The organism is Methylomonas sp. BG-2 (assembly GCF_057766305.1).
This window is the reverse complement of record NZ_JBYMAP010000110.1, coordinates 1-14,342: the sequence shown is the minus strand read 5'-3', so window position 1 is coordinate 14,342 and position 14,342 is coordinate 1. Positions and strand designations below refer to the sequence as shown.

At 55.7% G+C, this 14,342-nt stretch carries 13 protein-coding genes and 1 pseudogene; all 14 read right to left on the bottom strand.

The annotated features are described in order from the left end of the window. A pseudogene (locus AC3B8H_RS12070) lies at window positions 1-200 on the bottom strand (efflux RND transporter periplasmic adaptor subunit); the annotation flags it as partial. Between the two features lie 14 nt (window positions 201-214). Continuing rightward, window positions 215-943: an esterase family protein gene (locus AC3B8H_RS12065; RefSeq protein WP_488441822.1), complete on the bottom strand. Its 729-nt coding sequence runs from the start codon at window positions 941-943 to the stop codon at window positions 215-217. 10 nt (window positions 944-953) lie between these two features. Beyond that, complete coding sequence (locus AC3B8H_RS12060) at window positions 954-1,907, bottom strand: acetylxylan esterase (RefSeq protein ID WP_488441821.1); 954 nt, start codon at window positions 1,905-1,907, stop codon at window positions 954-956. Window positions 1,908-1,959: 52 nt separating this feature from the next. Further along, window positions 1,960-2,265 carry an integration host factor subunit beta gene (locus AC3B8H_RS12055; RefSeq protein WP_064027674.1) on the bottom strand — a complete coding sequence of 102 codons (306 nt, stop codon included), beginning with the start codon at window positions 2,263-2,265 and terminating at the stop codon, window positions 1,960-1,962. 69 nt (window positions 2,266-2,334) lie between these two features. Next, on the bottom strand, window positions 2,335-3,996 hold the full coding sequence (rpsA, locus tag AC3B8H_RS12050) for a 30S ribosomal protein S1 (RefSeq protein ID WP_488441820.1): 1,662 nt from the start codon (window positions 3,994-3,996) through the stop codon (window positions 2,335-2,337). A 99-nt stretch (window positions 3,997-4,095) separates the two neighbouring features. Next, complete coding sequence (gene cmk, locus AC3B8H_RS12045) at window positions 4,096-4,752, bottom strand: (d)CMP kinase (protein WP_488441819.1); 657 nt, start codon at window positions 4,750-4,752, stop codon at window positions 4,096-4,098. Between the two features lies 1 nt (window position 4,753). Next, a complete protein-coding gene (aroA, locus tag AC3B8H_RS12040) occupies window positions 4,754-6,073 on the bottom strand; it encodes a 3-phosphoshikimate 1-carboxyvinyltransferase (RefSeq protein WP_488441818.1) in 1,320 nt (439 codons plus the stop codon). Between the two features lie 5 nt (window positions 6,074-6,078). Then, a complete protein-coding gene (locus tag AC3B8H_RS12035) occupies window positions 6,079-6,960 on the bottom strand; it encodes a prephenate dehydrogenase (RefSeq protein WP_488441817.1) in 882 nt (293 codons plus the stop codon). Further along, window positions 6,953-8,056, bottom strand: a complete 1,104-nt coding sequence (hisC, locus tag AC3B8H_RS12030) for a histidinol-phosphate transaminase (RefSeq protein ID WP_488441816.1) — start codon at window positions 8,054-8,056, stop codon at window positions 6,953-6,955. Before hisC ends, AC3B8H_RS12035 begins: the two co-directional genes overlap by 8 nt. A gap of 12 nt (window positions 8,057-8,068) precedes the next feature. Continuing rightward, on the bottom strand, window positions 8,069-9,154 hold the full coding sequence (pheA, locus tag AC3B8H_RS12025; RefSeq protein WP_488441815.1) for a prephenate dehydratase: 1,086 nt from the start codon (window positions 9,152-9,154) through the stop codon (window positions 8,069-8,071). Between the two features lie 5 nt (window positions 9,155-9,159). Beyond that, window positions 9,160-10,239, bottom strand: coding sequence for a 3-phosphoserine/phosphohydroxythreonine transaminase (gene serC / locus AC3B8H_RS12020; protein WP_488441814.1), 1,080 nt, complete (start codon window positions 10,237-10,239; stop codon window positions 9,160-9,162). Further along, entirely contained in the window at window positions 10,239-12,836 is a 2,598-nt protein-coding gene (gene gyrA, locus AC3B8H_RS12015) for a DNA gyrase subunit A (protein WP_488441813.1), read from the bottom strand. The genes serC and gyrA overlap by 1 nt, the downstream gene beginning before the upstream one ends. A gap of 126 nt (window positions 12,837-12,962) precedes the next feature. Then, window positions 12,963-13,682 (bottom strand): dienelactone hydrolase family protein, encoded by a 720-nt coding sequence (locus AC3B8H_RS12010; protein WP_488441812.1) that lies wholly within the window; start codon window positions 13,680-13,682, stop codon window positions 12,963-12,965. 22 nt (window positions 13,683-13,704) lie between these two features. Continuing rightward, complete coding sequence (locus AC3B8H_RS12005; protein WP_488441811.1) at window positions 13,705-14,187, bottom strand: low molecular weight protein-tyrosine-phosphatase; 483 nt, start codon at window positions 14,185-14,187, stop codon at window positions 13,705-13,707. Between the last annotated feature and the right edge of the window lie 155 nt (window positions 14,188-14,342).

Here is a 14,342-nt window from a genome sequence, read left to right as displayed (position 1 = left end):
CCCGCTACGGCCCGAAAGCTGCCGACTGTAGTCAGCGAAGAATCCCAGTGTTCGCTTTTGACCTCGGCGAACGCAACGACGGCCGGCGGCGGTACCGGTATTTGACTGGCGGCTTGGCGCATCCGATAAATCTTAAGTCCGAATATCGCGCCGAGCGTCACTAAGGTCGCTAGAAGTACTAACAGGCTGCGCTTGATCATTGATGGTGCATCGGTCAAAGGTACAAAGGGGCCATACGCCGCCAGTAATGGCCTTGGTGCGCGCAGCCATCCCATTCGTATAGCCGGTGCGGCACCTGCTTTTGAGTCAGAATATGGCTAAGGTCGTGATTGTTTTGCAAGAACGGATCTTCCCTGCCAATCACCAGCGTGATATCCAATGCCCGGATGGCCGCCAATTGGGAATGGCAGGTCAAATTCGGCAAAAAATGGGTTGGCGTGTGGAAATAGATATCGTCGTTGTAATGCCCTTCGAATAAATCCTTGAAACTTTCCACCTCCAGAGTCAGATCGAAACGCCCGGAAAACGCCACCAGCTTCTTGAATAAATGCGGGTGGCGGAAAGCGATATTGGCGGCATGATACGCACCCAAACTGCAGCCGTGAGAAATTAAACAAGGATGAGGATTCTTTAGTGCGATGAACGGCAGAATTTCATTAAGCACATAATTTTCGAATTGCATATGGCGCTTGATGCGATCGCCCGGTTGGCACCAAAAACAATAAAAACTCTCGTGGTCGATGCTGTCCAAACAGTACAGCTGCATCTGGCCGGCATTGATCTTATCGGCCAAGCTATCGACGATTCGAAGGTTCTCGTATTCGTAAAACCGTCCGTCGCGGGTCGGAAAGACCAGCACTTTGGCGCCGGCATGGCCGAAGACCAAAAACTCCATATCGCGTTCTAAACGCGGACTGTACCAGTGATGATATTCCCGATTCATCGCAAGCTTGTCAGTTGGGCGAAAAAAATAGGTTGAGTTCGGCTAACAACTGCTGCTCCTGCAGAGCTTGCAGGGGATATTCGAAATGGCCGGCATCCAGGATGAACAGGCGCTTTTCACCACGCCAAGCATTGTAGATCGCAAATTGGCCCGGCGGCGCCACTACCGGATCGAACAAGGCTAACGCGGCGTGTAACGGCTGCTTGGCATGGCGCACGGCGGTTGCGGCATCGTAATAGGCCAATGTGTCGGGAATATGACCCAACCGTTGGCTAAACGCCCGCAACGCGTCGGCGCTGCCGCAACTGGGCAGACTCAAACGTAAAGGCTGATTGCCGAAGGTCGGCACGTTAAGGTGAACCCGACGAATTCTATCGTCCCAAGGCACGGCCAAAGCGCCGATCCCGCCGCCGAAACTGATCCCCATGTAACCGATCCGTTCCCGGGCCTGCGGGTAGATTGCGCACAACACCGATACCGCCAGCCACAGATCGTCCACGCAGCCGCCAATCACATAGCGATCCTTATCCTGGATATCCTGCACGACATGCCAATCCGGCCGTTCCGGGATAGAAGCGCAACGACTGCGGGAAATACCGCGAAAGCATGGAAACAATAGCGCGGTATTGGGAAAGCTTAAATGAAAGTCAGGGGCCTCCCGGCCACCGTAACCGTGCCCGACCACGATGGCCTGCATGACAGTCTGGCCGTGCGGTTCCAGTAACCAACCGGCTATCGTGACGCCGCCGGTGGACTGGTAGGAAATATCGTTAACTCGATACCCGCCAACCAAGGTCGGGTTACCGATTTGAAAGTGGGGTGATTGCTCTAGGGCCTGCCGATAACGAGCACGCCAAAAGTCTTGAAAATCGGTAGGGCCGGCCGGCGCATCGACGCCCAGCAAACTCTCGAGAGTATAACCATAGCCGGGGTCGTAGCTGTAAGGATGCTCAAACAGACTCATCGGCGGCTATGGAGAATTCCGGAAAATAAATTGATACAGGCAGAATGCCTGTTTAATCGACGATTTTATATTTCTCCCTCGAAGCGTCGACCATATCCCGAAGTTCCTTGCCGGGCTTGAAGTGAGGAACGTGTTTTTCGGTTAACGAAACCGATTCGCCTGTTTTGGGATTGCGTCCCAGCCGAGCTGAACGATGATGCAACGAAAAACTGCCAAAACCCCGGATTTCTATTCTATCGCCGCTAGCCAGCGTGTCGCTCAAGTGATCGACAACACATCTGACAGCGAGCTCCACGTCTTTAAGCGCAAGATGCGGCTGTTTTCTGGCCAGCACCTCTATCAATTCTGATTTTGTCACATCCAACCCTGAATAATCAAAAAGGGGCGGCATGAGGTTTACGCCCACGCCACCCCCGAAGTCGACGAATTATTTGTCGATTTGTTTAAAGATGTCGCCCAATGTCGCGGTACCGGCATTTTGTGACGAGTAATCCTTAATAGCGTTGGATTCTTCTTCCATATCCTTCGCCTTGATGGACAATGAAATGGATTTGGTCTTCTTGTCGACGCCAATAAATTTGGCTTCGACTTCATCGCCTTCTTTCAGCAGGGTGCGGGCGTCTTCGACGCGGTCACGTTGAATCTCGGAAGCGCGCAAATAGCCTTCGACGTTGTCAGCCAACGTGATGACCGCGCCTTTGGCGTCGACTTCCTTGATAGTCCCTTTCACCAAGCTGCCTTTTTCATGCAGGGCGATATAGTTTTGGAAGGGGTCTTGCTCCAGCTGTTTGATACCCAACGAAATACGCTCGCGCTCGGAATCCACGGCCAGAATAACGGTTTCAACTTCGTCACCTTTTTTGTAGGCGCGAATCGCTTCTTCGTCGTTCTCATTCCAGGAGATGTCGGACATGTGCACCAGACCGTCGATACCGCCGTCCAGACCGATGAATATACCGAAATCGGTAATGGATTTGATCTTGCCGCTGATTTTGTCGCCTTTGTTATGCGTGGCGGCAAATTCATCCCATGGGTTGGAACGGCATTGCTTCATGCCCAGTGAAATACGACGACGTTCTTCGTCGATTTCCAGAACCATCACTTCGCATTCGTCACCCAATTGAACCACTTTGGATGGGTTAACGTTTTTGTTGGTCCAGTCCATTTCGGAAACATGCACCAAACCTTCAACGCCCTCTTCGATTTCCACGAAGCAACCGTAGTCGGTCAGATTGTTGACCTTACCGAACACGCGAGTGCCGGCTGGGTAACGACGGGCGATGTTTTGCCATGGATCTTCATCCATCTGTTTCATGCCCAACGATACGCGGGTTTTGTCTTTATCGAATTTCAGGACTTTAACTTTAACTTCCTGACCGATTTCCACGCACTCGGACGGATGGCGAACGCGGCGCCATGCCATATCGGTAATGTGCAACAGACCGTCGACGCCGCCCAGATCGATAAACGCACCGTAATCGGTGAGGTTTTTGACGATACCGGTAACAATCGCGCCGTCTTGCAGCGTTTTAACCAATTCTTCGCGCTCGGCGCTGTATTCGCTTTCGACCACTGCACGACGTGACAATACGACGTTGTTGCGTTTTTGGTCGATTTTGATGACTTTAAATTCCAGATCGCGGTTTTCCAGGAAGGTGGTGTCGCGAATCGGACGCACATCGACCAAAGACCCTGGCAAGAATGCGCGCAACGCGCCGACCGCCACGGTGAAACCGCCGCGTACCTTGCCGTTAATGCGACCAACGATGGTTTCTTGAGTCTCGTAGGCTTTTTCCAGTTCAGCCCACGCCTTGCTTTTCTTGGCTTTATCGCGGGAAAGAAGAGTGGCGCCCAAGCCATCTTCGAACAAATCGAGAGCCACTTCGATTTCGTCACCGATATTGACTTCCAAGTCGCCGTCGGCATTCAAAAACTGCCATTTTGGAATGACACCTTCGGATTTCGCCTGTGTACTGACGATGACAAATTCGTTTTCGATGTCGACAACGGTACCAATCAACATCGCGCCAGGACGCATTTCGGTCTTGGCATAACTCTCTTCAAACAACTCTGCAAAGCTTTCGCCCATCTTTTCTTTCCCAAACTTGTCAAAACACGGACAAGTTTTCACATTTATCAAAAAATTAATAAAAAGCCGCCGACAAGCGTCGGCAACCGCCAAAAAATCTCATTCAACTAGATTAACCACCTGATCGATGACTTCTTGAATTGTCAAACTCGAGGAGTCGATATACAAAGCGCCTTCCGGAACGGTAAGCGGCGCGGACGCTCGCTGACTGTCGCGACGATCACGTTCTTCTATCTCACGGGTGATTTGCGGAAGATTAGCATCAATCCCCTTTTCAATCAACTGTTTATATCTTCTTAATCCGCGCTCTTCGGCGCTGGCGGTCAAGTAAACCTTGTGTTGCGCATCCGGAAAAACCACGCTGCCCATGTCGCGGCCGTCGGCCACCAAGCCGGGAAGCTGTTGAAAATCCTTTTGTTTTTGCAGCAACAATGCTCGTACCGGCGGATAAGCCGCGACAATGGAGGCCGCGTTGCCGGTCGTTTCCGTGGCTAGCAAATCGGTTATGTCTTGACCGTTTAAAAATACCCGCAAATTGTCGCCGCAATCAAAACTCAGCGTCATGCGCTTTGCAATATCGCAAACCGCATCGACATCGGTTAAATCCAGCTCGGCCTGCAAGCAGGCAATCGCCAGGGAACGGTAAATTGAACCGCTGTCGAGATAATTCCACCCCAGAAGGCGTGCCACCGCGCGACTGACCGTGCCCTTACCGGCCCCGCTGGGGCCGTCGATAGTCAATACTGGAACCGCCATATCAGCTGATACCCAGTTTCAAGCCAAGCATGGTCGCCAATGCCGGAAACTCCTTGAATGAGGTGTTGACGTTGGCGCAATCCTTAATCGTGATCGGACCAGAAGAACGCAAACCGGCAATCGAGAACGACATCGCGATGCGGTGGTCGCCGTGGGAATCGACTTCGCCACTGCCCAATTGGCCGCCGTTGATGACCATGCCGTCCTTGGTCGATTGCGCGTCGATGCCGAGGATTTGCAAGCCGTCCGCCATGACCTGAATGCGATCGGATTCCTTGACCCGCAATTCCTCGGCGCCGGTCAATACGGTTTGGCCTTCGGCGCAAGACGCGGCGACGAACAATACCGGGAATTCGTCGATCGCCAGCGGCACCAGATGCTCGGGAATGTTGATGCCTTTCAGTGGCGCCGAACGCACGCGCAAATCCGCGACCGGCTCGCCGCCGACTTCCCGCTCATTCATCACTTCGATGTCGGCGCCCATCAGGCGCAGAATGTCGATCACGCCGGTCCGGGTCGGATTGATGCCGACGTGTTTCAAGATCACGTCGGAATTCGGCGCGATGCTGGCGCCCACTAAAAAGAACGCCGCCGAGGAAATGTCGCTGGGTACATCGATATTGGTCGCGGTCAATTTGCCGTTGGCGCTGATTTTAGCGGTAGCGCCGTCACGAGTCACCGGATAACCGAAACCGGCCAGCATGCGCTCGGTATGGTCGCGAGTCGGCGCCGGTTCGGTGACGCTGGTTTCGCCTTCGGCATACATGCCGGCCAACAACAAACAGGATTTGACCTGGGCACTGGCGATCGGCATATCGTAATGCATGGCCTTCAGTTTGCCGGCCTTGCCCTTGATATGCAGCGGCGCGGTGCCGTTGGGTTGGGTTTCGATGTCGGCGCCCATTTGCGCCAACGGTACGGTGACGCGTTTCATCGGCCGCGACTCCAGCGATTTGTCGCCGGTCAAGACCGTGTCGAAAGTCTGGCCGGCCAGCAAGCCCGACAACAGACGCATCGAGGTGCCGGAGTTGCCCAGATACAGCGGCTTTTCCGGCGCTTTCAGGCCGTGTTTACCGACGCCGTGTATCGTCACTTCGCCGTTCACCGGACCTTCGATTTGCACGCCCATGGCGCGGAAGGCTTCCAGCGTGGAAATCGCGTCCTCGGCATTCAAAAAGCCGGTGACGTGGGTCGTGCCCTCCGCTAGCGAGCCAAGCATAATGGAGCGGTGCGACATCGATTTATCGCCGGGCACGCGGATTTCACCGTTCAGGCTGCCGCCGGGTTGGACTTGGAAAATAACGTTGGTGGATGAGGACATAATGGTTAAGTGGGATCGTCAAAAGTTTCGAGAAAACGTTGCCGGGCTTGCTTGGCGTAACTGAAGGTGTCGAACAACGCGGACGCGTCGTCGTTTTGCAGCAGGCGCTCGACTTGGCCGAGTTCGGCTTGAAATTGTTGAATCAACGGAATGATTTCGTTTTTGTTGGCCAGACAGATGTCCTGCCACATGGTCGGGTCGCTGGAGGCGATGCGGCTAAAATCCTTGAAGCCGCCGGCGGCATATTTGAAGATCTCGCGCTGCTCGTCCTTGCGACCCAGCATGCCAACCAAGACAAAGGCGAGAATGTGCGGCAAATGGCTGGTTGCGGCCAGCACGGTATCGTGATGCTCGACCGTCATCACCGACACGCGGGAGCCGATCCGCCGCCAAAACGCGCTGAATTGATCCACGGCTCGGGGGTCGGTGGACGGCAACGGCGTCAAAATCAGCCGGCGGTTTTTGTATAAATCGACTTTCGCCGCTTCGACGCCGCTGCGTTCGGCGCCGGCGATCGGATGCGCCGGCACGAAATTGCTTGGCACCTTGCCGAATACCGCCCGTGCCGCCTCGACCACGCTACCCTTGGTGCTGCCGGCGTCGCTATAAAGCGTTTGCGAATTCCAATGCGGCTTGAGTTGCTCGAAGATGGCTTGCATGCTGCCGACCGGCGTGCAAATGATCACGCAGTCCGTACCGGCCATGGCTTGTGCCGCATCGGTATAAAACGCATCGACCACGCCCAATTCCCGCGCACGTTGCATATTGGGCAGATTCTTTTCCCGCCCCAGCGCCACCACCTGCTGGCACAAACCCTCGGCACGAGCGGCCTTGGCAATCGAGCCGCCGATCAGGCCAATGCCGATAATGCACAGGCGCTCAAACACCTTGTAGCACCTGGGTCAGTGCATCGATGAAGATTCGATTCTCGCGCTCGGTGCCGATACTGACCCGCAGATGGTTCGGCATTTCGTAATTCGCCACCGGCCGCACGATCACGCCTTTTTGCAGCAAGGCCTGATACAGCGGCATTGCCGGCTGCCGCATATCGACCGACACGAAGTTGCCGGAAGATGGAATCCAAGACAAACCCAAGCCTTCGAAGGCGGAAGTCAACTGCGCCATGCCGGCGTTATTGACCGCGACGGTCTCGGCCAAATATTCGCGGTCGGTCATCGCCGCTTCCGCCGCGGCCAAGGCCAGCATATTGCCATTGAACGGCTGGCGCACCCGATTCAGCAAGTCCGCCACTTCCGGCGACGACACGCCGAAACCGATCCGCAGGCCGGCCAGGCCGTAGGCTTTGGAAAAGGTACGGGCGATAACCAAGTTCGGATATTTTTCCGGCCACGGCATGGATTCGGTGCGTACGGCCGGATCGACGAATTCATAATACGCTTCGTCCAGCACGCACAGCACGGATTTGGGCAGCGAGGCGATAAACTCTTCCACCGCATGAGAAGGCAGCAAAGTACCGGTCGGATTGTTCGGGTTGGCGATGAACACCACGCGAGTAAGATCGGTCACCGCCGCGCGCATCGCATTCAGGTCGTGGCCGTACTCCTTGGCGGGCACCACCACCGCCTTGGCGCCAACCGCTTGGGTCAGAATCGGGTACAACGCAAACGCGTGCCGGGCGAACACTACTTCGTGCTCGGGCGCGACGAAGGTGCGCATCACCAATTCCAAAATCTCGCTGGAGCCGTTGCCGAGCGTGATTTGCACCAAATCCACGCCCCAACGGGCGGCAATCGCGGATTTCAGAGCATAACCACTGCCGTCCGGGTAGCGGGCGATTTCCGGCATGGTAGCTTGAATCGCCTCGGCCACCTTGCGGCCGGTACCGAGCGGGTTCTCGTTGGACGCTAGTTTGATGACTTCGCTCAAACCCAGCTCGCGCTGCAGTTCTTCGGCCGGTTTACCGGGCACGTAAGGCATCAGTTGTTGGACGCCTTCCAGGGCTAGTTGTAGAAATGGATTCATGAATTCAACGAATTAAATAACGGCTTTGGGATAGGAACCCAGTACTTTGAGCATTTTGACGTTGTTCTCCAAGTTTTTCAGCGCCTTGGCGACATCGTCGTCATCGCGATGCCCTTCGATATCGATAAAAAACACATACTCCCACAAACCTTGACGGGACGGGCGGGACTCAATGTGGGTCATGCTGATGCCATACTCGGCGAAGGGCTCCAGAATCCGATGCAACGCTCCCGGCTGGTTGCCGGTCGAAACCAAGATCGAAGTTTTATCGAAGCCGGTGGAAACCGGTTGCAAACGTCCGACGACGATGAAACGCGTCGTATTGTTGGCTTCGTCTTCAATGTGCCGGGAGATGACATTCAGGTCGTAAAGCTCGGCGGCGGTCAGGCTGGCAATCGCGGCCTTGCCGTGTTCCAGCGATGCCAAGCGAGCGGCTTCGGCATTGCTGCTGACCGCGGTACACGGCACGCCGGGCAGATTGGCGGTCAACCATTGCCGGCACTGCGCCAACGATTGCTGATGGGAAAACACTTCGGAGACACCCACCAGACTGTCCATCTTGCCGAGCAAGTTTTGATGAACCCGGATTTCGACTTCGCCGCAAATTTGCAGCGGACTGGTCATGAAGCGATCCAATGTGTGAGCGATGACGCCCTCGGTGGAGTTTTCGACCGGCACCACGCCGAAATGGCAATGACCGGTTTCCACCGATTGGAAAATCTCGTGGATGGTCGGGACCGGGATATCGCGGACCGCGTGGCCGAAATGCTTAAAGGTCGCTTGCTGTGAGAAGGTGCCGGCGGGACCGAGGAAGGCCACTTCCAGCGGTTTTTCCAGCGCCAGACAGGCCGACATTAACTCGCGAAACAAATGCGCGGCGGCATCGTCGCTCAACGGGCCGGGATTGATCTCCATGATACGCCGCAGCACCTGCGCCTCCCGATCCGGCCTGTAAAAACTGCCGGTCTCGCCCTCCGCCTGCTTGGTACGCGCCACTTCCAGCGCGCAATTGGCGCGCTGATTGACTAAGTCGAGAATCTGCCGATCGATCGCGTCGATGCGCTGACGCAGTTCGGACAAAGGAATGATCGCGGTCATAAGCCTTAATGGGTACGCTCGAACTCGGCCATGAACTCGATCAACGCATCGACGCCGGCTTCCGGCATCGCGTTGTAGATGCTGGCACGCATGCCGCCCACGGAACGATGGCCGGCTAGCGTGCTCAAGCCGTTTTGCTCGGCCTTGGCGAGAAATATCTTGTCCAGGGCCGGATCTTGCAGTACGAAGGGAACGTTCATGCGTGAACGGTAGGCCGGAAAGACCGGATTGCGGTACAGAGCGGAATCGTCGATGGCTTGGTAAAGTTTGTTGGCCTTGCGGATGTTGCGTTGCTCGATCGCGCTAACGCCCCCCTCCTCTTTCAGCCATTGCAGCGTCAAACCCAGCAAATACCAGTTGTAGGTGGCCGGGGTGTTCAACATCGAATCGGCCTTGGCCTGCTGAGCGTAACTGAACACGGCCGGCGTATTCTTGGCTTCCAAGCCGACCAAATCCTCGCGAACGATGACCACGGTGACGCCGGCCGGTCCCATGTTTTTCTGCGCCCCGGCGTAGATCAAGCCGAAACGGCCAATATCGACCGACCTGGACAGGATATTCGACGACATGTCGCAAACCAGCGGCAAGTCGCCGGCGTCCGGAATGTCGTTGAATTCGACGCCGTGTATCGTTTCGTTGGAGGTGTAGTGCAAGTAAGCGGCCGCCGGATCGACCCGCCAGTCCGGGTAAGCCGGGATCGTCGTAAACGCGGTCGATTCGCCGCTGGCCGCCACCTGGACTTCGCAATATTTGCCGGCCTCCTTGATCGCCGCGCTAGACCAAGCGCCGGTATTGACGTAACTGGCTTTAGTTTTGCCGTTCAGGATGTTTTGCGGAATCATCGCAAATTGCGCGCTGGCGCCGGCTTGCAGAAACAACACTTGGTAATTGGTCGGAACCGCCAGCAGTTCGATCAAATCGTTCTTCATCCGCTCGGCAATGGCCAGGAACTGCGGGCCTCGATGGCTCATTTCCATCACCGACATGCCGCTGCCTTGCCAATCCAACATTTCCTGTTGTGCCCGGAGCAGTACCGGTTCCGGCAACATCGACGGACCGGCGCTGAAGTTATAAATCCTGGCCATTATTCTTCCTCTCCCGGCGATGCCGCCGCGTCGCTATCCGGATTTTCCTCGTCGAGATCGCCTTCTTCGTCGCCCAATGCTTCGATGCGATCGACGCCAACCACTTTCTCGCCCTTGTCCAGGCGAATCACCGTGACGCCCTGAGTATTGCGACCCACCACCGAAATTTCGTTGACGCGGGTTCTAACCAGGGTGCCGCCGTCGGTAATCAGCATGATTTCGTCGGTATCGTTGACCAGCACAGCCCCAACCACCGCGCCGTTGCGCTCGGAGGTTTGAATCGCAATCAAACCTTGACCGCCGCGCTTATGCTGGGTGAACTCTTCCAGTTTAGTCCGTTTGCCGTAGCCGTTTTCGGTGATATTCAATACCGTTCCCTCGCTGGCGACGATCAGCGAGATCACTTTTTGACCTTCTTGTAAACGAATCCCTCGCACGCCGGCCGCGACCCGGCCCATCGAACGTACGTCGCTCTCGTTGAAACAGACTGCCTTGCCGTCGCTGCTGAATAACATGACGTTTTGCCGGCCGTCGGTCAGCGCGACGCCAACCAAAGTATCGTTATCGCGCAAATCGATCGCAATTTTGCCTTTCGCCAATTGGAACGCGAATTCAGTCAGCGGCGTTTTCTTGACAGTACCGGCCATCGTCGCCATGAACACGTATTTGTCCTCGCTGTACTCGCGCACCGACAGCATCGCGTTGATGCGTTCGCCCTCTTCCAGCGGTAGCAAATTGACGAAAGGCTTGCCGCGCGAAGCTCGGCTGGCTACCGGCAACTCGTACACTTTCAGCCAATAGACCTTGCCGCGCGACGAGAAACACAAGATGGTGTCGTGAGTGTTGGCAATGATCAGTTTTTCGATGAAATCGTTTTCCTTGGTCGCCGTCGCCGATTTACCGCGACCGCCGCGCCGTTGCGCTTTGTAGTCGGTCAGCGGCTGGGTTTTGACATAACCCTCATGCGACATCGTCACCACCATGTCTTCCTCGGTGATCAGGTCTTCAGCGGTCAGGTTGGAATAATCTTGAACGATCTCGGTTCGGCGCGCGTCGGCGTATTGGTTTTTGATTTCTTCCAATTCTTCCTTGATCACTTCCATCAACCGCGCATCGCTGCCCAAGATGAACAGATATTCGTCGATCAATTCCAGCAATTGCCGATACTCGTTGACGATTTTTTCCTGTTCCAGACCGGTCAAGCGATGCAGACGCAAATCCAGAATGGCTTGAGCCTGGTTTTCGGACAGCCGGTATTGACCATTCGCCAAACCGAATTCGGCGGGCAGGTCTTCCGGGCGCGAGCGATCCGCATCGGCGCGGTCCAACAACGATGCCACCAGACCGGCATTCCAGGAGCGGCCCAACAGGCCGGTTTTGGCTTCCTGCGGATTCGGCGAGGTTTTGATCAGTTCGATCATCTCGTCGATATTGGCTAGCGCCACCGCCAAGCCTTCCAGGATATGCGCCCGCTCGCGCGCCTTGCGCAGGTTGAATATGGTCCGGCGCGTCACGATTTCGCGGCGATGGTCGATAAAGGCGGCCAGAATGTCCTTCAAATTCATGCAATGCGGCCGACCGTCGTACAAAGCCACCATGTTGATGCCGAATACGGTCTGCAACTGGGTTTGTTTGTAGAGATTGTTCAACACTACGTCGGCCACTTCGCCGCGCCGCAATTCGACGACCATCCGCATGCCGTCCTTATCCGATTCATCGCGCAGCCCGGAAATGCCTTCCAACTTACCTTCCTTCACCAATTCGGCGATTTTTTCCAGCAAGCGGGCTTTATTGACCTGGTACGGCAGTTCCGTGGTGACGATGGCCTGGCGGCCACTGTCGCCGATGTCCTCGAAATGGCAACGGGCGCGCAGATAGATTCGGCCGCGGCCGGTGGCATACGCTTCGTGTATGCCCGACGCGCCGTTAATAATGCCGGCGGTCGGAAAATCCGGACCGGGTACGATCCCTATCAGCTCGGGGATCGTCAAATCGGGATTTTCGATCAAGGCTAAACAAGCGCCGACCACTTCGCCGAGGTTGTGCGGCGGGATATTGGTGGCCATGCCGACCGCGATACCGGAAGAGCCGTTGACCAGCAGGTTTGGCACCCTGGTCGGTAACACCGTGGGTTCGGATTCGGATTCGTCATAGTTGGCGACGAAATCGACGGTTTCCTTGTCCAGATCGGCCAGCAACTCATGGGAAATTTTCGCCATCCGCACTTCGGTATACCGCATCGCCGCCGGCGAATCGCCGTCCACAGAGCCGAAGTTACCCTGACCATCAATCAGCATGTAGCGTAGCGAAAACGGTTGCGCCATTCGGACGATGGTGTCGTAAACTGCGGTATCGCCGTGAGGGTGGTATTTACCGATCACGTCGCCGACGACCCGGGCGGATTTTTTATACGGTTTGTTCCAGTCGTTGCCCAGTTCGCTCATCGCGTACAGTACCCGGCGGTGCACCGGCTTTAGGCCGTCTCTGACATCGGGAAGTGCCCTGCCGACGATGACGCTCATCGCGTAATCGAGGTAGGACTGTTTCATCTCGTCTTCGAGATTGACAGGAATGATTTCTTTAGCGAAGTCTGACATGGGTCCGTGATTCCATAGCGGTCGATGGCAAGCGCATCGACGGGTGGGCCTGAGTTGTCAATTCCATTTACTCAGTACCGACAGGTTTTTAGAGCCGGCAATTATAGCAAACGGCCCCAAACCACGTCAGGCAAAAATCTCCTCTAAAAAGTTTTGCATCGCTTGCCAGGAACGCCGGTCGGCGAGCGGTTGGTAGACCGTGCCGAACCCCGGATTGTTGGCGACCGGGTTGGTAAACGCGTGCAGGGTATGTCCGTAACTGTGCAATTGCCAATCGGCGCCGGCCTGGGTCAACTCGGCTTGCAGCGCGATGACCTGCTCCATCGGCACCATCGGATCGTCGTGACCGTGCAAGGCCAGGACCTTGGCTTTAATCACCGGCTCCGGAATGTTGGCGGGCGGCGCGAACAGGCCGTGAAAGGCCACCACGCCTTGAATATCGACGCCGGTCCTGGCCAAATCGAGCGCACACAAACCGCCGAAACAAAAGCCGATCGCTGCAATTTTGCGGTTGTCAGCCCACGGCAATAGTTTGGCCGCCGCCAGCGCCGCCAGCGTCCGCCTCTGTAGTAAGCCGCGATCCGCCATGAAGGGCTGCATCAACTTGGCATTTTCATCCGGGCCGCTGCCCAACACGCCTTTTCCGTACATATCGACGGCAAAGCCCAAATATCCCAATTCCGCCAATTTGCGAGCCTTGCCGGCGACAAATTCGTCCCGCCCGCCCCAAGCGTGATGAATCAACACCAGTGGCCGCTGGCCGGCAACTGCGTCGTCGTAAGCGAAATACCCTTCCAGCAAGGTCTCTTGATCCAGATAAGCAACCGTGTTTGCCACTATAGCCATGCCCTAACTCCTTTTTGGATGGTTACAAACGACCGGCCTGACGTAGCGACTCCAGAAAGGCTTCGGAGGCTTGTTCGACCAAATCCAATACCCGTTCGAAGCCGTAGCTGCCGCCGTAATACGGATCGGGAACCTCGTGCTCCAATAAATGCGGTGCAAATTCCAAAAACAAGCGAATTTTATGCCGATGATCCGGCGGACACAGCTCGGTCAGATTATCCCGGTTCTCGCCATCCATCGCCAATATGTGGTCGAAATGGACAAAATCCGCCGCCGATACCTTGCGCGCGCGCAGGTGCTTCAATTCCACGCCGCGATCGCGGGCCGCCTTTTGAGCCCGTAAATCCGGCGCGTCGCCGATATGATAAGCGTGCGTGCCGGCGGAATCGACTTGAAAGCGATCGGCCAAATTATGGCTTTCGATCAAGTTCGCAAACACACCTTCCGCCGTTGGCGATCGGCAAATGTTGCCCATGCAGACAAAGAGCACTTTAATTTTATTCATACACATCAGATACTTAATAAATTTATCACAGCAAGACCCTGCTCGAATCGTCAACCGTGAATTCTAGAAAACAAAAGTGGTTCGGGGCTATTTTAGTCGTCCGGAGAGATATTTTGATATTAGACGATCTGCGTGGCCAAAATGACATCACGGAG

What these genes read in the sequence shown, in the direction of transcription:
- hisC (WP_488441816.1), bottom strand. Translation starts at nt 8,056, where the DNA reads ATGAATCCATTTCTACAACTAGCCCTGGAAGGCGTCCAACAACTGATG.
- AC3B8H_RS12060 (WP_488441821.1), bottom strand. Translation starts at nt 1,907, where the DNA reads ATGAGTCTGTTTGAGCATCCTTACAGCTACGACCCCGGCTATGGTTAT.
- gyrA (WP_488441813.1), bottom strand. Translation starts at nt 12,836, where the DNA reads ATGTCAGACTTCGCTAAAGAAATCATTCCTGTCAATCTCGAAGACGAG.
- AC3B8H_RS12010 (WP_488441812.1), bottom strand. Translation starts at nt 13,682, where the DNA reads ATGGCTATAGTGGCAAACACGGTTGCTTATCTGGATCAAGAGACCTTG.
- AC3B8H_RS12005 (WP_488441811.1), bottom strand. Translation starts at nt 14,187, where the DNA reads ATGAATAAAATTAAAGTGCTCTTTGTCTGCATGGGCAACATTTGCCGA.
- rpsA (WP_488441820.1), bottom strand. Translation starts at nt 3,996, where the DNA reads ATGGGCGAAAGCTTTGCAGAGTTGTTTGAAGAGAGTTATGCCAAGACC.
- AC3B8H_RS12065 (WP_488441822.1), bottom strand. Translation starts at nt 943, where the DNA reads ATGAATCGGGAATATCATCACTGGTACAGTCCGCGTTTAGAACGCGAT.
- cmk (WP_488441819.1), bottom strand. Translation starts at nt 4,752, where the DNA reads ATGGCGGTTCCAGTATTGACTATCGACGGCCCCAGCGGGGCCGGTAAG.
- pheA (WP_488441815.1), bottom strand. Translation starts at nt 9,154, where the DNA reads ATGACCGCGATCATTCCTTTGTCCGAACTGCGTCAGCGCATCGACGCG.
- aroA (WP_488441818.1), bottom strand. Translation starts at nt 6,073, where the DNA reads ATGTCCTCATCCACCAACGTTATTTTCCAAGTCCAACCCGGCGGCAGC.
- serC (WP_488441814.1), bottom strand. Translation starts at nt 10,239, where the DNA reads ATGGCCAGGATTTATAACTTCAGCGCCGGTCCGTCGATGTTGCCGGAA.